General features: G+C 59.1%; 18 protein-coding genes, 1 tRNA gene and 1 pseudogene. 11 read left to right on the forward strand and 9 right to left on the reverse strand.

Going from position 1 to position 22,586, the window contains the following annotated elements; all coding sequences use genetic code 11:
- Window positions 1–2: 2 nt before the first annotated feature.
- Window positions 3–4,940 carry an Lhr family ATP-dependent helicase gene (locus FME68_RS05005; RefSeq protein WP_158396418.1) on the reverse strand — a complete coding sequence of 1,646 codons (4,938 nt, stop codon included), beginning with the start codon at window positions 4,938–4,940 and terminating at the stop codon, window positions 3–5.
- Between the two features lie 34 nt (window positions 4,941–4,974).
- Here FME68_RS05005 and FME68_RS05010 point away from each other — a divergent pair, with 34 nt between their 5' ends.
- The gene (locus FME68_RS05010; protein ID WP_180963859.1) at window positions 4,975–5,733 is read left to right on the forward strand and encodes a 3'(2'),5'-bisphosphate nucleotidase CysQ; all 759 of its coding nucleotides are present in this window, start codon (window positions 4,975–4,977) and stop codon (window positions 5,731–5,733) included.
- Between the two features lie 41 nt (window positions 5,734–5,774).
- On the opposite strand, the gene FME68_RS05015 is transcribed toward FME68_RS05010, so the two are convergent.
- The gene (locus tag FME68_RS05015) at window positions 5,775–6,443 is read right to left on the reverse strand and encodes a TetR/AcrR family transcriptional regulator (protein ID WP_049155183.1); all 669 of its coding nucleotides are present in this window, start codon (window positions 6,441–6,443) and stop codon (window positions 5,775–5,777) included.
- A gap of 104 nt (window positions 6,444–6,547) precedes the next feature.
- On the opposite strand from FME68_RS05015, the gene FME68_RS05020 reads away from it, so the two are divergent.
- From FME68_RS05020 to FME68_RS05040, 5 genes are all read left to right on the forward strand, one after another.
- A complete protein-coding gene (locus FME68_RS05020; RefSeq protein WP_049155185.1) occupies window positions 6,548–7,423 on the forward strand; it encodes an NAD-dependent epimerase/dehydratase family protein in 876 nt (291 codons plus the stop codon).
- A 67-nt stretch (window positions 7,424–7,490) separates the two neighbouring features.
- Window positions 7,491–8,315, forward strand: coding sequence for a thymidylate synthase (locus FME68_RS05025; protein WP_102233738.1), 825 nt, complete (start codon window positions 7,491–7,493; stop codon window positions 8,313–8,315).
- Window positions 8,315–8,860, forward strand: a complete 546-nt coding sequence (locus FME68_RS05030) for a dihydrofolate reductase (protein ID WP_049155189.1) — start codon at window positions 8,315–8,317, stop codon at window positions 8,858–8,860. The genes FME68_RS05025 and FME68_RS05030 overlap by 1 nt, the downstream gene beginning before the upstream one ends.
- Window positions 8,860–9,138, forward strand: a complete 279-nt coding sequence (locus FME68_RS05035) for a glutaredoxin domain-containing protein (RefSeq protein WP_049155191.1) — start codon at window positions 8,860–8,862, stop codon at window positions 9,136–9,138. Before FME68_RS05030 ends, FME68_RS05035 begins: the two co-directional genes overlap by 1 nt.
- Before the next feature lie 71 nt (window positions 9,139–9,209).
- Window positions 9,210–9,282 (forward strand) — tRNA-Arg (locus FME68_RS05040).
- A gap of 21 nt (window positions 9,283–9,303) precedes the next feature.
- Here FME68_RS05040 and FME68_RS05045 read toward each other — a convergent pair.
- Window positions 9,304–9,580: pseudogene (locus FME68_RS05045) on the reverse strand (IS481 family transposase); the annotation flags it as partial.
- A 140-nt stretch (window positions 9,581–9,720) separates the two neighbouring features.
- On the opposite strand from FME68_RS05045, the gene FME68_RS05050 reads away from it, so the two are divergent.
- From FME68_RS05050 to FME68_RS05070, 5 genes are read left to right on the forward strand one after another with little or no spacing between them, the layout of a single operon-like run.
- Window positions 9,721–10,356, forward strand: a complete 636-nt coding sequence (locus tag FME68_RS05050; protein WP_049155193.1) for an MptD family putative ECF transporter S component — start codon at window positions 9,721–9,723, stop codon at window positions 10,354–10,356.
- Complete coding sequence (locus tag FME68_RS05055) at window positions 10,353–11,078, forward strand: energy-coupling factor transporter transmembrane component T family protein (RefSeq protein ID WP_010187692.1); 726 nt, start codon at window positions 10,353–10,355, stop codon at window positions 11,076–11,078. Before FME68_RS05050 ends, FME68_RS05055 begins: the two co-directional genes overlap by 4 nt.
- Window positions 11,075–12,544: an ABC transporter ATP-binding protein gene (locus FME68_RS05060; protein ID WP_070517049.1), complete on the forward strand. Its 1,470-nt coding sequence runs from the start codon at window positions 11,075–11,077 to the stop codon at window positions 12,542–12,544. The genes FME68_RS05055 and FME68_RS05060 overlap by 4 nt, the downstream gene beginning before the upstream one ends.
- A 7-nt stretch (window positions 12,545–12,551) precedes the next feature.
- Window positions 12,552–14,300 (forward strand): ABC transporter ATP-binding protein, encoded by a 1,749-nt coding sequence (locus FME68_RS05065; protein WP_012714929.1) that lies wholly within the window; start codon window positions 12,552–12,554, stop codon window positions 14,298–14,300.
- Window positions 14,293–16,065, forward strand: a complete 1,773-nt coding sequence (locus tag FME68_RS05070) for an ABC transporter ATP-binding protein (protein ID WP_158396420.1) — start codon at window positions 14,293–14,295, stop codon at window positions 16,063–16,065. Before FME68_RS05065 ends, FME68_RS05070 begins: the two co-directional genes overlap by 8 nt.
- 144 nt (window positions 16,066–16,209) lie before the next feature.
- Here FME68_RS05070 and FME68_RS05075 read toward each other — a convergent pair whose 3' ends face one another.
- From FME68_RS05075 to FME68_RS05100, 6 genes are all read right to left on the reverse strand, one after another.
- The gene (locus FME68_RS05075; protein WP_070517043.1) at window positions 16,210–16,443 is read right to left on the reverse strand and encodes a hypothetical protein; all 234 of its coding nucleotides are present in this window, start codon (window positions 16,441–16,443) and stop codon (window positions 16,210–16,212) included.
- 481 nt (window positions 16,444–16,924) lie between these two features.
- Entirely contained in the window at window positions 16,925–17,206 is a 282-nt protein-coding gene (locus tag FME68_RS13395) for an MFS transporter (protein WP_118779515.1), read from the reverse strand.
- 221 nt (window positions 17,207–17,427) lie between these two features.
- A complete protein-coding gene (locus tag FME68_RS05085; RefSeq protein ID WP_070517041.1) occupies window positions 17,428–17,784 on the reverse strand; it encodes a hypothetical protein in 357 nt (118 codons plus the stop codon).
- Between the two features lie 11 nt (window positions 17,785–17,795).
- Window positions 17,796–18,170 (reverse strand): TetR/AcrR family transcriptional regulator, encoded by a 375-nt coding sequence (locus tag FME68_RS05090; protein ID WP_230308896.1) that lies wholly within the window; start codon window positions 18,168–18,170, stop codon window positions 17,796–17,798.
- Window positions 18,171–18,354: 184 nt separating this feature from the next.
- Window positions 18,355–20,577, reverse strand: a complete 2,223-nt coding sequence (locus tag FME68_RS05095; protein WP_158396422.1) for a LamG-like jellyroll fold domain-containing protein — start codon at window positions 20,575–20,577, stop codon at window positions 18,355–18,357.
- 203 nt (window positions 20,578–20,780) lie between these two features.
- Window positions 20,781–22,565 (reverse strand): flavin-containing monooxygenase, encoded by a 1,785-nt coding sequence (locus FME68_RS05100; RefSeq protein WP_070718667.1) that lies wholly within the window; start codon window positions 22,563–22,565, stop codon window positions 20,781–20,783.
- Window positions 22,566–22,586: the final 21 nt, after the last annotated feature.

Below are 22,586 nucleotides of genomic sequence, written 5' to 3' on the forward strand. Positions count from 1 at the left end.
ATTCAGCGGCGTCGCCGGCGCGGGCGGAAGTCGCCTGGGCTTCCCGGCGTAGTCGATGGGCCACCAGACTCAGTGGAATCCTCCGGGTCATCGAAGGAGAGCTCCTCCATCGCCTCAACGGCGCGGCGCCCACCGCGACGTGCGGGACGGTAAGGTTCAGCGGAGCGCGCGGCTTCTCCAGATTTGCCGTGCTGTCCTGCACGGCCGGAAGAGGCGGTGTGGGCAGAGCCAGTAATGCGTACGCCCTTCGGGGTCAGTGCCGCGCCCAGTGCACGCAGCTCGCTGCCCAGCTTCGACTCGAAGATGGGTCGCCCGTTCGCCTTCTCAATAACCAGCTTGCTCAAGCGCCCGGCGGCCACCAGCTCGTTGAGACCTGCAAGCACTGCGGCTAGTACCTCGGTGCGCTCGATGCCCTCGGGCAAAGCGTTGAAGAACGTAGTCAACGTCTTCCCGCCCCGGGTCAGGTGGGCTACGGGCAGGCCATCCATGAGCACCACCAAGGCACCCGCGGCGCGGGTGGGGCGGGCCGCAGATTCGCCGGCGTCGGTAGTGGGCCAGGGCAGCGCCGCACCGTAGGGGTTGGCAGGGTCGGTCGCGGCCAGAACATACGTCTGCGGCTCGCGGGTTCCGGAGGGCCAGCCGGTGACGTCCGGGGAATCATCCACGCCGCGCAAGCGGTCGATAACCGCGGGCGTGGAGAACTGCGCCGCCCCCAAGCCCTCGATGACATAGCCGCGCATGGCCTTGCCGGATTCCTCAAAACCGGAGAGCACCTTATAAGCCAGGGCGAAACCACCCAGGACGTCCTCGGCCACCACAGAGCCGCGGGTGAGCACGCCATAGCGGTCCAGCCAAGCCTCGCCGTGCGCGATGGAACGCGACGTAGCATCCGTCGCGGCGGGCACGGCCAACGACCACCGCCCCACCACGTCGGGCGCGGTCGGCGCACTGGAAACATTGTGTGCCTGCGCAAAGGACGTGCGCCCCATGCGCAGGCGCGAGCGCGATGGCCGACGCCGCGCGCGATGCGCCGTACGCCCGGCGCGCCCACCTGCTGCCAGGTGGGCCCGGATAGGAGCGAAGGAATCGGGGCTGACCAGACCTGCCTCCAACAGTCCCCAGAGGGCCTCGCGAACCTCCTCAGCGGTGCCGCTCAGCTGCGGTTGAATATCGGAGATGAGGTAACTGCCGCCGCCCTGCAAAGCCTCCAGCAGCTGAGTTTGCAACATGGAAACACCAGCCTCCTCGGCGGAGACCTGCAGGGCGAGCTGTGCGGCATAGTCCGCCGGCAACAGCATGATCCAGGGGTCATTGGAGCCAGCCTTGCCCGCGCCCACGATGAGAACCTCGCCGCTGGCGGTGAGCTCATCCAGCATCGTCGGCGAATAATCCCCCACTCGCGCAGGCAAGATAAGGCTCTCCCAGGCAGAGGCCGGCAGGCGCACGCCGGCCAGCTGCTCAATGACGGCAAAGACGCCGTCCACCCCGCGCAGCACAGGGCGCCGGCCCACGGGGGCCACCTGCTGCCAGTCCGGGAGGAAGCGCGCGAAGGCCGCAGGCGAGACCGGCTGCGTGGCCGCCCGGGCTGCCGCCAGCGAGCGCGAGCGGATGACCTTGAGAACTTCAGCCGCGCAGTATTCCTGCTCCTCCACGCCTTGCCGGTAGTGCCCCGCCAGGATGGAGTCCAGACCGTTGAGCGTCGAGTGCGCCACCGCAGCCGAGAGGCCAAAGGCCTCCTGCACATCGCGCGCCACAAACGGCCCGCGCGTGCGAGCCCAACGGCTGACCAGCTGAGCCACGGCATCGGTAATCGTGGCCTGCTGGGCGGGGATACCGGGCGGGACGGGGATGCCCAGGCCGTCGCGAAGCAGCGGCGCATCGAGTGCTTGCGCCACGTGCTCGCGGCCGTTGATGCGCACCCGCATAATGCGCGCACCAAGCGCATCGAGCGCGCTCAATGGCACCGTGGCATGCGCAGCAAACTCCTCGACCGGGATGGGGCCCAGCACGCGCAGCAGGTCCGCGACCTCCTCCGTCGTGCGTGTCTGACGTTCTGGAGTGGTGCGCTGCAGCTGGGCGTGAACCTCGGCGATGATGGAGCCGTCGAGAAGCTCGCGCAGCTCCACCGTCCCCAACAGCTTCGCCAACAGCGCCGGATCCAGTGCCAGGGCCGCCGCGCGCTTTTCCGCCAGGGGCGAGTCCCCCTCGTACATGAACGCGCCGGTGTAATTGAACAGCAGCGAAGATGCAAAAGGCGAAGGCTGCTCCGTGGTGACCTCCGCGATGCGGATGCGGCGGTGCGCCAGCTCCCGCATGACCTCCGTGAGCGCCGGCAGGTCATAGACATCCTGCACGCACTCGCGCACGGTCTCCAGGATGATGGGGAAAGAGGGGTAGTTGCGGGCGACGTCGAGAAGCTGCTCCGCGCGCTGGCGCTGCTGCCACAAAGGCGCGCGCTTGCCCGGATTGCGCCGCGGTAGAAGCAGGGCTCGCGCCGCGCACTCCCGGAAACGGGAAGCAAAGAGCGCGGAGTTGCCCACCTGCTCGGTGACGATGTCGGCGATCTCATCGGCGTCGAAAAGAAACAGCGAAGCATCCGGGTCCGCCTCACCCTGCGGCAGACGCAGCACAATGCCGTCATCGCCCGCCACGGCCTGCGCATCCATCCCGGTGCGCTCCGCCACGCGCTGCCCCACCGCCAGCGCCCACGCCGCATTCACCGGCCGGCCAAACGGGGTATGCAACAGCACGCGCCAATCCCCCAACTCATCCGTGAAGCGCTCCAGCAGAAGCGTCTTCTCATCCGGGATGAGCCCGGTGGCCTCGTGCTGTTCCTGCAAGTAGGCGGCGATGTTCCGGCGCGCGTTCTCATCGGCGTCGCGCACCACGGACGGATCCGCGTGCGCCTCCCTCCGGAATGCGCCCAACGCCTTGCCCAGCTCATACGGCCGCCCCGCAGAGTCACCGTTCCAGAAAGGCAAACGCCCCGTGTGCCCCGGCGCGGGAGTTACGAGCACCTGGTCGCGCGTAATCTCCTCCACGCGCCAGCTCGTCGCGCCCAGAGTGAAGATATCCCCCACCCGGGTTTCATAGACCATTTCCTCATCGAGCTCGCCCACTCGGCGCGGCGATTTCTCCTCGCCGCCCACGAGGAAGACCCCGAACATGCCGCGGTCCGGGATGGTGCCGCCGTTGGTCACCGCCACGCGCTGCGCGCCGGGGCGCGGGGTGAGCACGCCCGTCACGCGGTCATAGACCACCCGGGGTTTAAGCTCCGCAAAATCCGTCGAGGGGTACACACCACTGACCAGGTCCAGCACGGAGTCGAAGACCTCGCGCGCCAAGTCCTTATAGGGCCAGGCGCGGCGCACCGTGTCATACCATGCGTCGGCCTCGAGTCCCTCGCTCGTGCCCGCGCTTGCCGACGCCACCACCGCCGCCACCGTCTGCTGTGCCAAGACATCCAACGGGTTGCGCGGGGCGTGCATCTCCTCGATGAGGCCCTCCTCCATGCGGGCGACGGTGAGTGCTGATTGCACGAGGTCCGCGCGATGTTTGGGGTAGAAGGAGCCGTGCGACACCGCGCCGACCGAGTGCCCGGCGCGGCCCACGCGCTGTAGACCAGAGGCCACCGAGGGCGGGGATTCCACCTGCACCACCAACTCCACCGCACCCATGTCGATGCCCAGCTCGAGGGAGCTCGTGGCCACCACGGCCTTGAGCGTGCCTTCCTTGAGCATGGTTTCCGTCAATGCGCGCTCGTCCTTGGACACCGAACCGTGATGCGCGCGGGCGATGACGGCAGGGGCCTTGCCGGCGACGTCGACCTGCTTCATCAGCTGGGCTGGGTCGCGCCGGGTCGCTGGGCTCAAGGACTCCGGAGCGTGCTCCTGGGCATAAAGCTCGTTGAGCCGGCTGGTGAGCCGCTCGGCGGTGCGGCGCGAGTTAACGAAGACGAGGGTGGAGCGGTGCTCCATGACTTCGGCATAGAGCTCTTCCTCGATGAAGGGCCAGATGGACTTCGCTGTGGGCAGGGCGGAGTCTCCCACCCCGCCTTCTTCCTTGCGTTGCGCGTGCACGCGTACCGCGTCTTGGGGGCCTTCGGTGATGCCCAGGGGGTCGTCGACAGTCGCCTCCCCGATGGGCGAGCCTTGCTCCGGGGTGGGCAGGTCCGACATGTCCTCGACCGGCACGTGGACGTCGAGCTGCCAGCGCTTCTTCGCGGGTGGAGCAATGATGTCCACGGGACGGTCGCCGCCCAAGAAGTTCGCGACAGCACTCAGCGGCCGTACCGTCGCCGACAGTCCAATGCGCTGAAACTCCCCGGCGATGAGCCCGAGGCGCTCCAAAGTCAACGCTAGGTGCACGCCGCGCTTAGTGCCGGCCAGGGCGTGGATCTCATCGATGATGACGGTATCCACGGTCTTCAAAATGCCCGCCGCCTTGGAGGTGAGCATCAAGTAAGCCGATTCCGGCGTGGTAATGAGGATGTCCGGTGGCTTGCGTACCTGGCGGGCGCGCTCTGCCTGCGGGGTATCCCCCGAGCGCACGCCGACGGTAATATCCGGCACCTCCAGGCCCAGCCGTTCGGCGGTGCGGGCAATGCCGTTGAGCGGGGCGCGCAAATTGTTCTTCACGTCCACGCCCAGGGCCTTGAGTGGTGAGATATACAGCACTCTCACGCCATCATGCGCGCCCTCGCGGGAGGGCTCATTGCTCAGCGGCAGGGCGATCTGGCCTTCGCGCTCCACCAGGGAATCCAGCGCCCATAGAAATGCCGCGAGCGTCTTACCGGAACCGGTTGGTGCTACAACCAGTGCGTTCGCGCCGCCGGAAATCGCCTCCCACGCCTGCTCTTGGACCGGGGTGGGGGCAGCAAATACGTCGGCGAACCAGCCAGCAACCTGCGGGCGGAACTTCGCCAGAACGTTTTTGGACATGCCCTACTGTATCGCGCGCGCTAATCTGGTCACTATGACCGTTGAGATTTCTGATTCCCGTCTGACCAACTCCCTCGCCGATGGCTGTGGCGAGATCCTCAAAGGCGTGCGCAACGGTGGCCTGCTGCGCGGCTTGGCGCTGGGTGATGCCGGCGATGAAGCCGCTCAGGAATGGATCGCCCGCGTCCTTGAGCAGCACCGTCCGCAGGATGGCGTCCTGTCGGAGGAAGCTGCCGATGACTTGAGCCGCTTGAAGAAGGAACGCGTGTGGATCATTGACCCGCTCGACGGCACCAAGGAGTTCGCCACCGGCCGCCAGGACTGGGCCGTTCACATCGCGCTGGTCGAAAACGGCACCCCTACCCACGCGGCAGTTGGCATGCCGGACATGGGCGTGACCTTTAAGTCCTCCGACGTACGCGCGGTGACCGGCCCGCTGTCCAAGAAATTCGTGGTTTCCCGCAACCGCCCGCCGAAGGTGGCGGATTACGTCGCGGAGAAGATGGGATTTGAGACCGTCGGCGCGGGCTCCGCAGGCGCGAAGGCCATCCACGTGCTGCTCGGTGACTATGACGGCTACATCCACGCCGGTGGCCAGTACGAATGGGACCAGGCCGCCCCGGTGGGCGTGGCTCTGGCTGCGGGCCTGCACTGCTCGCGTCTGGACGGCTCCCCCATTAAATTCAACAACGAAGACACCTTCATTCCGGATCTTTTGATCTGCCGCCCCGAGCTGGCAGACGAGATTCTGGAGCACGCCGCCGCCTACGCGGAGGCCAACGGCGGGTACTAGGTTTCTTGTGTGGTGTTCCCCTCCTACGCAGCGCCGCTAAGTCAAAGTCCCAACTCGTCTGCAAGACGAGCAACCATTCGAGCATGAAACTCGTGGTAGTCATTTAGTGTGTCTTTGCCGAGGTAACCGAAAACCTCGGCATTAATCACGCCAATTATCTGTATCCACGCCTCAAGCGCCTTTTCCATGACGTCAGCGGGAAGTTCCACATCAAGCTCATCAGATGCCGCCGCAAGGTCTTGCGAGAGCTGAGAGGAACGCGGTTCTAACTCTTTAACCGAGGTCTCAGTTAACAAAACGGCTAGTCGCCGACTAACTTTTGTACCCGCACCCGTTGTTTCTGAGGCGGGCGCTTCGTATCCAATGATGGGCGTGCCGTAAATAAGCGCCCACCTTTGAGGAAATTTCAAAGCCCACATCCTCATAGCGGCCACAAGGCTCACGAATTTAGCTCGCGTCCCAGTGGCCGCACCCACTCCTTGGGCAACGGCGCCATCGAGCGCTTCAAACGCATCGATAATCAGCATCGTTAATAGGTGGGCCCTGTCGGGCACATAGCGGTAGATACCCGAAGAAACTATCCCCAAATCACGAGCAATTGCACGCAGATTCAAGGCTTCTGGGCCACCTGCATCAAGCTGCTTTCGTCCGAGCTCAACAATGCGCGACATCGTCTCTTCGCGAGCACGCGCTCTTGGTGTCATCGACATATGAAAACTATATCAACACAAAAGAGAGCACTGCTCTTGACGGTAGCCGAGTGCACCTATAGCCTTAGAGAGCACCAGTCACTAATAAGAGTGGAGGACACTCAATGCACTTTCTCATCACCGGCGCGGGCCCCGTTGGCCGTGCACTATCACGTGAACTCGCAAAAAGAGGGCACACATGCACAATCATGACGCGGCGACAGCCCCAATTCGCCACCAGTGAAAACGTTGATTTCAAGAAGGGCGACGCAACATACAGTGACGCCTACCCAGACCAGATCGACGGCATTGCCCACTGCATCCACGCCCCATATGACGCACAAAAGTGGCGCGACCTACTCATTCCAGCTGAAGAAACCGTGCTGAAGGTAGCCACCCAACTAGGCATCCCCGTCGTCTTCCCCGAATCGATGTATGGGTTCGACCAGACTTACGAGGTGATTTCGCCTGATACTCCCCTCACCCGATCTCGCAATGGAAAACCCGGTGTTCGAGCGACCCTAATCGAGAACCGCTTAGCCTCCCCCTCGCGCACTACCTCGGTAATCGCGGCCGATCTGTACGGACCAGATGCCGGCCCCGGATGCGTCTACCATCAGCTCATCATTGGGAAGAAGCGTCCCCTTGCTCTTTTTAACGCACACGCTAAACACTCGGTCACGTATCTTCCAGACTTTGCACGAGCGTTGGCAGACGCACTTTTAGATGATTCGACACCCCCAATAATTTCCACACCTTGCGCTCCCGCTCTGACTCAAGCTGAGTTTGCTCGACGTGCCGGATGCCAACACTCCCCCATCACTATTCACCCATGGATGCTGAAAGTAGCTGGCGTTGCCAGCACGGGCCTCCGAGGACTGAAAGAAATGAGATACCTGTGGGACCGTCCCTCAATTCTTACCGGCGCCACGTCCTCATGGCAGGCGACCCCAACCGACGAGGCTCTAGAGGTTATTTATCAAGCCCAGCTGTCGAAATAACAAATCTCATCACCAGTACCCCTACCGCTCTACCTAAGATTTCTCCAACGTTCTACACTTGGACATCATGAGTGACACTCCCACCGCTTCTTCAGCCCTCACAACACCATATGAGGACCTCCTGCGCCGCGTCCTGGAAGAAGGCGCTCCCAAAGGCGACCGCACTGGTACCGGTACCCTCTCCCTGTTCGGTGCCCAACTTCGTTATAACTTGGCGGAGTCTTTTCCCCTGCTGACCACCAAGAAGGTCTACTTCCACGGCGTGATTGGTGAGCTGCTGTGGTTCTTGCGCGGCGAATCCAACGTGACGTGGCTGCAGGAGAACAAGGTCCGCATCTGGAACGAGTGGGCCGATGAGGACGGTGAGTTGGGCCCTGTCTACGGCGTGCAATGGCGCTCCTGGCCCACGCCGGATGGCCAGCACATCGACCAAATTCAGGCCGCCCTGGACACGCTCAAGAACAACCCGGATTCCCGCCGCAACCTGGTCTCCGCGTGGAATGTCTCTGAGCTGGACAAGATGGCGCTCATGCCCTGCCACCTGCTGTTCCAGCTCTACGTCGCTGACGGTGCACTCTCCATGCAGGTCTACCAACGCTCCGCGGACATGTTCTTGGGCGTTCCTTTCAACTTGGCCTCCTATGCCGCGCTGACCCACATGTTTGCACAGCAAGCAGGCCTGAAGGTGGGCGAGCTCATCTGGACCGGCGGCGATTGCCACATCTACAACGACCACATCGAACAGGTCAAGGAGCAGCTTTCTCGCGAGCCCCGTGCATACCCGCAGCTCAAGCTCCACAAGGTGCAGGACATGTTCTCCTATGACTTCGATGATTTTGAGGTCATCGGCTACGACCCTCACCCCACCATCAAGGCGCAGGTGTCCGTTTAATGCTGGGCGCAATCTGGGCCCAGTCCCTTGACGGCATCATTGGTGACGGCGTGGTCATGCCCTGGCACGTGCCGGAGGATCTCAAGCACTTCAAGGAAGTGACCATGGGCGCGCCCGTCATCATGGGCCGCAAGACATGGGAATCCCTCAACCCCAAGTTCCGCCCGCTGCCGGGCCGGGAGAACATCGTGCTGTCCAGCCGCGAGCCCGACGAGTGGTCTGCGGGCGCCACCGTGGTGGATAGCATCGACGCCGCACTCGAAACCGCGCCCGGCGACGCCTGGATCATCGGCGGTGGCCAACTTTATAGCTCCGCCCTCGACCGCGTGGATACAATCGAGCTCACCCTCATGGGTGTACAAGTCGGCGATGCCTACGGCGCAGATGCCGTACTCGCCCCGAGCGTTCCGGAAGAATTCAGCCTATCTGCCGATAGTGACTGGCTGACCTCCGAATCAGGCCACCTCACCATTCCCGGCCAGCCCCCGAGCGAGCTGCCCATGAAATACCGATTCCTCACCTACGACAGAAAGGCTGCTGCATAATGGCAACTACCCCCGAAACCACTGAGCACGTCACCATCTTCTTCGCTGACTGGTGCCCGTTCTGTGTAAAGCTGATCAAAAACCTGGACCGCACCGAAACCCCATATGAGCTCGTCGATGTCGAAGGTGAGAACACCGACGACATCAACGCCTGGATTGAATCCGTCAACGACGGCAATCGCATCGTTCCAACCGTCCTCTACTCCGACGGCACTCACGCCACCAACCCTTCCGCCAGCGAGGTTCGCGCCAAGTACGCGGAGCTGGCCGGCGAGTAGACCCAAGGCGACGCATTTACCGCCGCCTAAAGCAGGGCTGCTAATCTTACTTAGGTGCGCAACGCACCCCCGCCCCAGTAGCTCAGGGGATAGAGCACGGCTCTCCTAAAGCCGGTGTCGGAAGTTCGAATCTTCTCTGGGGCACGCTGTGAAGTCTCGAGACATCGTTCCGGTCGGTGTCTCGAGATTTTTAGTTGCCCCGACTGGGGTTGAGTTCGTTGTCTTTCTAGTTGTAGTAGATCTTTTCTTCGGTGAGTGTGTAGGCGGCGATTTGTGCCCCAGTGATGGCTATTTTGACGTCGACGTGGTTGTCGATGCAGACCATGGTGATTGGTTCCCCGCCCCATCTGCGTCCGATGTAGAGGCGGCGTAGTTTGCCTCCCCATCGCAGGGTTGTCTTGCCGTTGGTGCCGATTTTGTCGGTACTTAGTCGGTAGTCGTGGTCTGGTTTGATGTCTACTTATCTGCATTCACCCCCATTAAGGGTGAATCTTCAGATCAAAACTTGAAATGTTTTATAAACAGTATTACCTAACTTAGGTAAGCCTTACCTTTCCTGCTGTTCATAAATCGAGGTTTACTATGACCCAACAGTCCTCTACGCCCGCACGGAGTGCAAGCTCATCCAGTGGGTCGACGGCACGTTTAAACACCAGAGATCTCATCAACGCTGGCATCTTTGCTGCACTTTACTTTGTAATCACCTTTGTAAGCGGAATGATTGGATTCGCAGGACCACAATTCATGTTTATTGGATGGTTCATCGCGGCAATCGCAAACGGAATCGTGCTAGCGCTTTATGCCGCCCGCACGCCCAAAATGGGTGCTTTCACCCTCGTCGGTGGTATTAACGGACTAGCATTCATGCTCACCGGACACTACTTCTGGACCCTGCTGGGAAGCATAATTCTAGGGTTTATCGCGGATTTGATTATTACAAAAAGCCACCTCAGTATTGCCAAATCCTTCCCTATTTCCTACAGCGTCTTCTGTGTCTGGATTTCTATGCCTTTTATCCCGCTAATTCTGGATACGGACTCCTACTACGTCGATATCGCAGACCAAATGGGTCAAGAATATGCCGATGCCATGTCGGATATCTTCCAGCCATGGACCATTGGAGTACTGGCCATTTGTGCGCTCATCGTCGGCTTTATCGGAGGAAAGGTCGGAGTTCGCGTCAGCCGCAAACACTTTGAAAGCGCTGGTCTCCTGTGAGCCTGCAAAAACAGGGCGTGCTTCATCGATCTTCGATCGATCCACGGACCGTGCTGCTTTCTGTTCTAGTAATCAATGCGGTAGCTCTCAGCCACGGCCACCTACCGACACTGCTGATTTCTATCGCTTTCAGCTCCATCGCACTAGCTACAGTAAAACCACACTATGGTCTTATTTGCCTGTTCGCTTTTGCATTATCCTATCTAGGGTACTGGGGCCTATTACAGCTTCCTGGCTCCACATTTTTCGCTTTTTCAGCGGCAATTTTTTCGTGGCTAAGCCGTTTTGTCATCAGCATGTCCATCGGCACATTCGGCTTGCTCACTCTCACACCATCCACGTTGACCTCAGCACTGCGGGACCTGCGTTTACCAGGCTGGGCCACCATTCCACCGGCGGTATTCCTGCGCGTTTTGCCGATCATCGTGGCAGAAGCCAAAGCCATCCGCGATGCCATGGTCCTTCGGGGTCTCCAGCCTGGAGTAAAAAGCTGGATCACACAGCCCACACAATCGTCCGCGATGTTGATCATCCCCTTATTAGGTGCCGTCGTCCGCGCTGGTGATGAGCTCGCTGCCTCTGCTCTTGTCCGGGGATTGGGAGGACCCGCACGCCCAACCACCACCGCCGATCTTTCCTTCAAGCTTGTCGATGCAACTGCACTAGCTGGGTTGGGCCTCGTTGTTGCCTCTGTCTGGCTTCCCACGGAGGTCCACTTATGAACGAACGCAGTATCGCAACCAGTGTAGACGCCCACAACGTTTCTTTTACATATCCATTGGGAGCTCGGCCAGGCATTCAAGGTGTATCTGATGTGTCTTTTTCTGTCTCTCCAGGACAGTGTCTACTGATTACCGGTGATTCCGGATCGGGAAAGTCCACGGTACTCAAGTTGATCAACGGACTCATCCCCCATTTCAATCCAGGAGAGCTACTAGGCACCATCACTATTATAAAGGATGACCAGGCTTTTACCCCTGCGGAAGAACCGCTGTCCCGAGCCATCGAGTTCAGCGCCTCAGTATTCCAGAATCCAAGGACACAATTTTTCACTGAAAGCGTCAATGCAGAATTGGCCTTCGGGCTAGAAAACCTTGGTGTAGATCCCAAAGAAATTGAGTCGAGGATTCAATCAGCGGTCGAGCTACTAGGCATTAACGATCTTCGGGGCCGGCGATTCAAAGAATTATCCGGTGGGCAGTTACAAACCATGGCATGCGCATGCGCGCTTGTGTCCCCGGGCAGTCTCGTGCTTCTCGATGAACCCACGTCCAATCTCTCTATGGAAAGCATCGATATTCTTGCACGCGTGCTACACCGCTTGAAGGAATTAGGCACAACGATCATTATCGCTGATCACCGTCTCTTTTTCTTAAAAGATATCGCTGACCAAGTTATTTACTTGACTCAGGGAAAAATAACGCGGAGTTTCCGCGCTCAGGAGTTTTATGCCTTAGACGAACCCGAACGCAAACAATTGGGGCTACGCAGCTTACACCATGTTCCCCTGCCCGCGAGCGTGCCGGTACCACCCACGCTCGAAAACGCCGATCCCCAGCGGAGCGGACTCGAGCTAAGCAACATCTGTTTTTCTTATGGCGCACATGAGGTATTAAACATTGACCACGCATTTTTCCCCAGCGGCGAAGTCACCGCCTTAATCGGGCCCAACGGCGCTGGAAAAACCACCCTCGCCAGGATCATTTGTGGTCTTGCTTCTCCCAAACGCGGCGGTAGTCTCCGTTTGAACAGCAAACGAGTCGGAGCGGCTGCCCGCAGACGTGCCGCGTACATGGTGATGCAAGATGTTGGCCGCCAATTATTCGCAGCCACCACCGAAGAAGAAGTCACGCTCGGACTGGCAAAGAAGAAGCGGGACCACATCGATGTCAATGAGATTCTCCATCGCCTCGATCTGGCAGGAATGGCCCAACGGCATCCGCAGTCTCTGTCCGGTGGGCAACGGCAACGCTTAGCCATAGCTTCAGCCCAAGCCGAGCAAGCAGCGATCTACATCTTCGATGAACCTACCTCTGGCGTGGGCTGGCGCCAACTGCAATCCATCTCTGCGCTACTTCGATCTCTTGCAGCAAGCGGAGCAGTGGTCATCGTCATCACCCATGACCACGAATTCATCCAAGAATCAGTCACCAGAATCATCGATATGACTGACATCAACAAGAATTGAGAAAGAAATGTCTGAACTAAAACAAAGTTCCACAGAATCAAGCGGAACCCACGCACCAGAATCACACGGTGCGTCACCGGAAGAAGAGGCTCGCGCAAAACTAAAAGCCGGCCAGGTCGCTCTAAAAAAACTACTGGCCCCAGTGCAAACAACCATCTACTTCGCACAGTTTCTCGCGCTTATATCCTCGGTACTCGCCGTAGCACCCTACGTCGCGTTGGTGGCACTGGGAAATGCTCTAATCGACGGCAATACTGATGACGTCGCGTCCATTGTGAAATGGCTACTTGCTGCATTTTTGGGCCAGCTATTCTTCTATTTCCTTGCCCTTGCAATCACCCACTTCGCTGATGCAAAGCTGGTGGGGATTAACCGGCGCCGAATTATTACCGCTATTGCGAAAGCACCACTCTCGTGGTTTAGCCAGACTAATTCCGGCAAAGTCCGCAAAGCCGTCGAGGACGATACGTTAACTCTGCACACCCTGACAGCCCATGCTCCTGTAGAGAAGGTCGCCGCGATCTTTACGCCCCTCGCGCTTCTGGTTTATGCCTTTATCTTGGATTGGCGCCTTGGTCTACTTTCTATTGCCACTGTGCCCATTTTCCTAGCAATCCAAGCATATTCAATGAAAGATATGGGCACAAAAACTGCGGAAATGGATAATTATCTGGGTGAGGTCTCTGCGACTGCGGTGGAGTTCTCCGAAGGTATTTCCGTCGTCAAGGCTTTCGGCACCGTTGGCAAAGCCCACGCTCGATATCGCGAAGCTGCCCAAAAATTCGCGGAATTCTATTACGAGTGGGTACGTCCGCTTCTGCGTGTTTCCGCAATCTCAGAGTCTGTGGTGGCGGTTCCTGTCCTCATCCTTATCAATCTAGGAGTGGGTTCCCTGCTGATAGCTGGTGGCTATGTCACGGTCGCTGAAGTCATCGCAACAACGTTAATTGCGCTGGTGCTCCCGGGCACGATTCAAACCGTCGGCCAAATGATGTGGTCTTACCAGCTCGCTGGCAATGCGGCGTTGCGCCTTGATGAAGTCATGACAATTTCCCATGTGAAAGAAGGCCAAAAGAGCCTCGACGCCAATAGTCAAGACATGGAGGTGGAGTTCCATAAGGTCAGCTTTAGCTACGCCCCAGACACACCAGTCCTCCAAGACTTTTCTGCGCAACTAAATGCAGGCACTGTCACGGCATTGATTGGCCCCTCCGGGTCTGGCAAATCCACAGCAGCAACGATGTTGGCGCGTTTCCAGGATCCAGATTCGGGCACAATCACTATCAACAACGTGGATATCCGTGATCTCACTTTCGACAGTTTGTACCGCACTGTGGCTTTCGTCTTACAAGATCCTCACTTACTGCGTATGAGTATTCGGGAAAACATTCGCCTTGCACGCCCAGAAGCCCGCGATGAAGAGATCTGGCAAGCCGCAGAGGCTGCGCACATAGCTGCTGATATTCGCGCTTTACCGGCTGGGCTCGACACCGTTGTTGGTGAGGACACCTCTTTATCCGGTGGACAACAGCAACGCATTTCTATTGCCCGGGCAATCATTACCAATGCCCCAATCTTGATCCTAGATGAAGCTACTGCGGCAACTGATCCTGACTGCGAAGCAGAAATTCAAGCAGCTCTAGCCACACTCGTCAGAGGCAAGACCGTCTTAGTCATCGCCCACAAGCCGGAGTCCATCCAAGGAGCAGACCAAATAATCTGCCTCAAGCCTATGAAGGATAATTCTCATGTCTAATGCCACTACGCCTGTTAGTTCGCGTCTTCGTGATCCGCTACTCACTCGCAGTGTCAAAAAGCTGCAAAGTCCTGTAGGCCATAAGCTCAATAAAAGGTATGCTTGTCTATCGCTTATCGTTGGCGTGCTTGATGGCCTCGCCGTTCTCACGCTCGTGCCACTTACAAAGGCACTCGATGGGGATACGACGATCGCACCATGGATGTGGACGCTTTTGGCAATTGCGCTCGTAGCTTTTGCGCTACGATTTTTCGCAACCATGGCCTCTTACCACACGGCCTTGGATTTCATCCGAGCCGCGCACACGACTGTGGGCGATAAATTAGCAACGCTACCGCTCGGCTGGTTCGTACCGGCTAATACCGGCGGCCTATCTCGCCTCGTTTCAGATCGCTTTATGGTGGCGGCCGAGACCATTGCGCATATTCAAGGAACGATATACCGCGATAGCGCGGCACTTGTCACCTTGTTAGTAGGAGCGTGTTTCTGGAACCCGAAGCTGGGCTTGGTCCTTCTTATCATCGCACCATTGGCGCTCGTGGTGATGCAGTTGGCTGCATGGATTCGTGAGAAAGCATCGAACCGCGCACTGGGGCCGAGTAAAGAGCTCTCCCAGCGCATCGTAGAATTTGCTAACCGTCAACCAGCCCTGCGCGCGGCAGGACAATCACAAGTTTTTGCGCCACTAGAGCAAGCGCTAGAAATCGACCATAAAGCACGAATACGCGAGCTATGGGTATCCACATTAGCTTTGCTACTCAACGGCATAGTAGTGCAGATCTTCATTGTGGCTCTCATTATGGTCTCCGCGGATCTTGCCGTTGAAGGCGCCCTATCGCCACTAGAAACAATTGCGATCATCGGAATCAGCTTGAGGTTTACCCGCACGCTTGAGCAGCTGGGTTCTTCTTTCGTCGGTTTAGATGCCGGCCGTATCGCGCTCACAGAAACTGAGCTCATCACCGATGCCCCCTCCCTACCGGAACCCACTACTCCGCGCCCAGGCGATGGTTCGGGAAGTGTAGAGCTGCGTAATGTCACGTTTGGATACGGCGATAAACCAGTATTGGTAGATATCGCTTTCCATGCTCGACCAGGCACCGTTACCGCCATTGTCGGTCCTTCTGGCTCCGGAAAGACCACAATTGCGCGCCTTATTTCGCGATTCTGGGATGTAGATTCCGGGGCGGTGATGGTTGACGGCGTAGATATCCGCGAGCTTGGAACCGAACAGTTAATGTCCAGACTGTCCATGGTTTTTCAGGATGTCTACCTCTTCGACGACTCGTTAATCGCTAATATCCGCGTTGGTCGTCCCGACGCCTCCGATGAGGAAGTCTTCCGCGCAGCTGATCTTTCAGGCGTGACTTCTATTGCCAACCGCCTAGGGTGGCATACTCCTGTTGGTGAAGGCGGGCGGCTTCTATCCGGTGGTGAACGCCAGCGTGTATCTGTAGCTCGCGCGCTTCTCAAGCAAGCGCCGATTGTACTCTTTGATGAGGCGACCTCCGCGCTCGATGCAGAAAATGAGGCAAACATTCTTGCTGCGATGGACGAGCTACGGGAGCAATCTACTTTTATTGTCATCGCCCATAAGCTGGATACAATCAAATCTGCTGATCTAATCGTAGTCTTGGATGAACACGGGCAAGTCAGCCAGCTAGGCACGCATTCTGAGCTTTCCGATGTCCCCGGTATCTACCGTCACTTCTGGCAGCAACGCAAAGCAGCACGCGGGTGGAGAATCAGTTCGGGACGCGATTAACGCGGGCACCGAGATCGGCGTTGTTTGCGGGGGCACCCTTCTCCGCCGCAGCACGGAGCACCCTAAGTGCACCGACAAAGCTCGAAGCGAAGAATGCAGTAGCGGCTACGAGCGACCACTGCGCGGCGTTGGCCATGCCTTCGCTTAAGGCCCACACCACTGCCCCAGGCGCACGGTGGTTTGCGTTGCGGAGGCTTGCCCGGAGTCATCGACGGGAATATCCCGCAGCATCGTGCCGGTCAGCTGCGCGGAGGCGAACCCTAGGCCCAAGCCGTACAGGGTCAGCGGCGCGGCGATGATCCAACCATTCGTATCCGGCCCCATAAGCAGGACGAGGATAAGGACGCCGACGGCTTCCAAGCCGAGCCCAATGAGCACGGTGCCAGGCGCCCCGTACCGTGCCGCGACGTGGGGGCTGCTGCAACGGAGAAGAATGCACCGATTGCCGTGGCTGCCAGCACCAGGCCAGACAACACCGTGCAGAGGTCCAACGTATTAATCAGGTACAGCAGCAACACGAAGATGATGGCAAACTCGCCGATTGCTACCGCACCAGCGGTGATATTGTCCCACGAGAACGTGGAATAAGAAAACAATTCAAGATACAACAGCACCGAGCGGTGACCCCGCTCGCGGTGCTTTTCCGACCTGATTAACAGCGCGAAGCCCACGGCCGAAACCGTGAGCCCTAGCGGAACCGGTGAAATAGCCGCGTTTTCGAACCAGGTCCAGCCAAAGAAGCTGAATGAGGATTGGGGCTCCCACCAGCCTAGGTCGGGCCCTCGATAATCGCGAATACCAGGACACCCATTCCGTCAGTGCACCACCGGCAAGGGTCCGACCGCTGCCGCACCGGAAATTACCGCGCCCCACACACCAAAGGCTGTTGCGCGGTATTTGCCGCGGAATACGGTTTACCCGTGGAAAGCGTGGAAGGCATGATGAACGCAGCACCGATTGCCTGTACTGCGCGCGCGGAGATCCACGTGGCGGTCGAGGTAGGAAATCCCGCCAATACGCTGCCTGCCACGAATATTGTCAGGCCGGTGAGGAAGGCGCGCTTGCGTCCCCAGGTATCCGCAATCTTGCCCCGTCGCAGAGCAGCTCCGCCAGTAGCACCGCATAGAGGCTGTTGACCCACTGCGCCTGCGTCAGGTTGAGCTGCAGGTCAGTGATGATTGAAGTGTCCCTGTTTTGTCCCGACTGAGTAGATAGGACAAAACCTGGGGCACTTTAACTCCAGAACCGAGAGCCGTTCAGCCTAAACGTGTCATTCTCCGTGAATAGTGGACGAGAATTCACAGTTTTCGCCTGCCATTTACCGTGAATGACATCAAGCACTGACGCTGGGACACGTCAGGCTCAGACGGCCTGAGCCTTTTCGTTGATGCGCGCTACACATTCAGTCGGGTTCTCCAAGGAAACGATGAACCGATCGAAATGCTCGTCTTTAAGCTCGATGACAACGGCATTCTCATAGCCGCTAATGTTCCAGAAATGTCGGCCGCCATCCGCGTGGAAGGTGCCCGCTAGCTTCTGTCCACTGCGCAGCCCCGGCGCACGAAAACCTTTTGGCTCATGCTTCATGCCAGGGTCATGGGTAGCGCCTCGCACATGCTCCCACGGAACCTTGATACTGCCGGTCAACGACCAGAGCTTATCTAGCCCGAGTGGTTCGACGATGAGTTCTGTTTCTGTCAGAGTGAGTTTGTTGTTCATGATGCCTCCCCTTAGTGTTTGCGTCCTTGTGCACGGGCGAGCGCATGCTGCCCTAACGATTCCGGGCCCGTGAAGCACAGTTCATAAGCCCGCTGGATAAGCTCGCGTAAATCCTTACTGACTGGCGCCACCTCAACCAGTGCCACCACCACGAAGTCCTTTGTCGCATCCGATACTCGGCCGCCTTCAGCTTCAGCGCACACCGTTTCAGCTGCTGCACGAAACAGTCCATGCTTCGAGCCATAAAGGTTGTAGAAGCTGGACCGGTTAAGTCCCAGTTGATTCACCACATCATCCACTGAGACTGCAGTGAATCCGTTCGTGCCAAATAACGCGATCGCGCCGGCAAGAACTTCTTTTTCATTGAATTTACGAGGCCGTCCCATAAGTTTCACACTACTCATTCCAGAATGGTTTGTCCATAACTAGATTGCCGTTGGCCACGCAGCGAAGCCGCTTCATCGAAGCAACGTTTCTAACAAATAGTGACCGCCGCGAAATGTAGCAACACAACAGAAAATCCCCCGTCTCACTGTGAGACGGGGGATGGAGGTTAGTGGGCTGAGCTCTCTAGTTCAGGCCCGGAATCTTCGGCAGCTGTGGCTGTGGGATGTTCAGACCGAAGATGCGGTTGATGGTGGGAATGAGGCCGTAGGCAGCACCGCCAAGGACTGCGATGACTGCCAGGATTGGAGCAATAATCTTCGCGCCGCGGCTCGAGCCGGCGAAGAAGGCCGCAGCCATGTCGTCGGCGGAAGGTTCGTTGGTGTGAGTCGGTTCAGTGGGCTTGGTTGGCTCGCTAGGCGTCGTGGTGGAGGTGGTCGGCCCTTCCTCCTTTGCGGCAGGGCGGGCGGTGAGCCACTCATCGGAGTCCAGAACGCCCTGGGTCAGGCGGGTCTCACCAATCCAGCCGTACCACGGGTCCTGCGGCTTGCGGTTATCAAAGCCAGCGCCCATGACCCACTGCAGGTCGCGCGGGAGGAGACCTTCAGCGCCCTTGGCGTTGCGCAGGATCGGTGCGCCGTTGATGAACATCTCAACGGTGTCGGAATCCGGCTTGTTCACCACGGCGATGTGCATCCACTCATCGGTGGGCACCTCGTGGGACCACACGGTCGAGCCTTCGCCTTCCTTGGGCTCCGCCCACCAGCGCAGCTCACGCAGGTTGGAGATGCCGAACATGACGGTGGGGTCGGTGTCCTCGGAGCCGTCGACAAGCTCAGCAATGCTGGAGTCGCGGGAGAGCGCACTGCCCCAGCCGTGCTCAGAGCCGTTGAAATCCTTCGGAATCTTCACAAAGGACTCGAAGGTGTAGCCCGCGGAAGTATCGACCTTGTTGATCTCAGCGCCTTCCTTGGAACGGAACTCCGCCATTGCGGCCTGACCAGCCGGGTCGGACCAGTAGAGGGATCCAGAATCAGAGGACAGCGGGTGGTGGTCCTTGGTGTAGGTGATGCGCTCGCCCGTGTTGGAAGGACCACCCCCGCGAACGAGGTCGCCGGCACCATCAGCACCGAAGGCATCCGGAATGATGGCGCCTTCGGTGGCCACGTCGCCGTCGCTAAGCTGCTTGCCATCCTTGTTCTTAGTCTGACCCGGACGCCAGTGGAAGACGGTGTTGTCGGATTTCACGAAGTCGTTCGGCCCCTCCGGAAGCTGATCCTTCGGGATGGTGTACGGGGTGTAGCCTTCCTCAGCGATGTCGCGGGCCTTCTGGCCAAGGTCCGGGTCATTCTCATCGCCGATGGACCAGTCTGGGGCGAAGTCAGCGAAGCGCTCCTTGAAGTTGAGCGGCACGTGGTAGCTATCGCCCTTGCCATCGAGGATGAGCTTGTCGAACTGCGTGAGCTCCTTTGCCGGCTTCTGCGCGACCCACGGGGACAGGGCGGTCATCTCCAGCTCGTTGCCGGACAGGTCGAACTCAAGCACGCCGAGCAGGCCGTTACCGCCCTGGTATGCCATCTGGTAGTCCTGCAGGATACCAATGACATCGTGGCCAGCATCGTTCTTATCCACGCGGTAGCCCGCGCCGTGGTGGTGGCCGCCCATGGTGAGGAAAATCTGGTCGTTCTTCTTGATGAACTTGTCCCACAGGCCCTTACCGTAGTCCTCGGAGTAGAAGACCTCGCCGGCGCCATCGATGTTGAGCACCTCGTGGCTGGTAAGGATGACCGGCAGATCCGGGTGGGCATCGAGAACGCCCTGCGCCCAGTCCAACGCCGCATCATCCGCGCGCCAGCCCAGCGCCAGGACCAGGTACTTCTGCCCCTCGGCCTCAAAAATGTGGTACTCGGAGTCATTGTTGACCGCGGTGTGGCGCTCCTGGAAGGTATCCGGGTTAGCGTCCTTGGCGCGCTCAGCGCTGAAGTATTCGTTGTACGGGTGCGCCGACTTGTCCTCAATCATGTCGTGGTTGCCCGGCAGGATGGAGTAGTTCAGCTTGGAATCATCGAGGACCTTCATGGCCTCATTGGCGACCTTCCACTCCCCTTCCACATCCGCTTGGTCCACCACGTCACCAAGGTGCGTAGCGAAGTCCATGTTGAGCGCTTCCTGGTTCTTCACCAGCCACTCGACCTGCGCCTTAAAAGGCTCGCTGCCGTAGCGCGCCTGGGCCAGGTTGCCCGTTTCCGGAGTGGAGTAACGGGAATAGAACTGGGTATCCGGCAGCACGCCGATGCTAAATCGCGAGCCCAGGCCTTCTGCAGGTTCGGCAGCAGAGGCAGGGACGACGAGGAACGTACCGGCCACCGAGACGGTGACCACGGTGCCGAGCAGGCGGCGAGCAGTCATAGATCTTCCTATCAAAACGAAGTAGTGAGGTTGCTTCATGGTTTAAGCCATGGAGCAACCGACAGAGACAAGGAAAGATTATGGCCCGGAGTTTGCGACCGCGTGACCACAATGTGAATTTCCTTTTAAATGACTACCCGCCTTTTAGCCCCCTCATGAGAATGCCGTCTACTTCCGCAGGCTCCTGCCTGCGCTCTTCTGCCTTAAGAGGTGTGGTACACCGGCGCCAGTTCATAGACCGGAGTATCCATCCCCTCATAGCGCGCCTTGAGCTGAAGCGCTAGGTAGCGCGAATAGTGGCGCGATTGGTGCAGGTTGCCGCCGTGGAACCACAGCTGCGGCACCTGAGTGGGCTTCCACATGTTGCGCAGCTCGCCCTCCCACGGGCCGGGATCCTTGGTGGTATCCGAGCCCAAGCCCCAGCACTTGCCCACGGTGTCAGCAACTTCCTTAGAAATCAACTGCTCGGCCCAGCCATTCATAGAGCCGTAACCGGTGGCCAGCACGATGACATCGGCGGGCAATTCGGTACCGTCGGTGAGCACCACGGACTTTTCCTTCACCTCCGCGATGGACACGCCAGACTTCACCGGGATCGAGCCGTCGATGACCAGCTCGCTGGCACCGACGTTGATGTAGTAGCCCGAACCACGGCGCAGGTATTTCAGATAAAGACCCGAGCCGTCATCGCCAAAGTCGTTCTGGAAGCCGGCCTTCTCCAAACCGTCATAAAAGTCTTTATCGGCCTCACGGATGCCATCGAAGACTTCACGGTGGACGTCGGGAAGCACAGCGTAGGGCCAGGAAGCAAAGAGGAGGTCCGCCTTGTCCGTATCCACACCGGCCTCCACGGCTTCTTCCGAGTAGAGCGGGCCAAAGACATCCTTCATGAGGGTGTCCGATTGCACGATGTGCGTGGAGGAACGCTGAATCATGACCGGCCGCGCACCATGCGCGTAGAGGTCCGCGGCGATGTCGTGGGCGGAGTTGTTCGCGCCCAGCACAATGACGTCCTTGCCCTCATCGCCTGCGCCACCCGGGTGTTCCGAGGAGTGCCGGATTTCCCCGGCGAAGTTCTCCTGCCCCTCCAGGTGGGGACGATTCGGCACACCGGACATGCCCGTGGCCAGAACCAGCTGTGTGGGTTCCAGAAGAATCTCTTCCCCGTCCTTGCGAACGGTGACCTTCCACGTGCCGCTGGACTCATCGAAGGAGGCCTTCATGCACTCGCTATTGGTCCAGTAATCCAAGTCCATGATGCCCACGTAGTGCTCCAGCCAGTCCCCCATCTTGTCTTTCGGGGTGAACACCGGCCAGTCATCTGGGAAGGGGAGGTACGGCAGGTGGTCGTACCACACGGGATCGTGCAGGCACAGCGAGTGGTAGCGGCCGCGCCACTGGTCGCCGGGGCGGCCCGCCTTATCGACGATAAGCGTGGGAACACCTTGGCGCTTCAGGCGCGCCCCGAGCGCGATACCGCCCTGGCCACCACCGATAATGAGGACGTAGGGCTGTTCCGTATGCCCCAGTGCCGCACGGCGCTCCTCCCGCAGGTCCGCCCAGTTCTTAGCGCCCTTGACCACCTTGTGCTCCGTGCCCAGCGGGCGGCGGCGCCCCTTAGGCTCCGGGAAATCCTTGAGCTCGCGCGCGGAGGTGAGGAAGGTCCAGGCCTTAGCGTCGCGCAGGCGCGCGACGGCGGTGACATAGAAGTTCGCAGACTCACACGTGAAGTGGACCCGCGTTACGCCATTGCCTTCGTCCTCCACCTCTGTTATCTCCGGGTTGTCGAGCGCAGCGTCAGTGCCAGCGATCATCGCGGCGATGGCTTCCGAACCTTCGGCGGTGTGCAGGTTCCACGTCACCGCGGCAAGATCCCGCCAGAAGCCCCCGGGCTCGAAAACCTTCTCCACGTCTTCCACGCCAGGCTTCTCTTGGTGCGTGAGGGCGACGAGCTTGTCTAGCCAGTCACGAGCATCCACGGTTTCCATAGCCACTACTCCTTTGGGTCG

Origin of the sequence: Corynebacterium hiratae (assembly GCF_009708045.1) — a bacterium.
Taxonomy (GTDB): domain Bacteria; phylum Actinomycetota; class Actinomycetes; order Mycobacteriales; family Mycobacteriaceae; genus Corynebacterium; species Corynebacterium hiratae.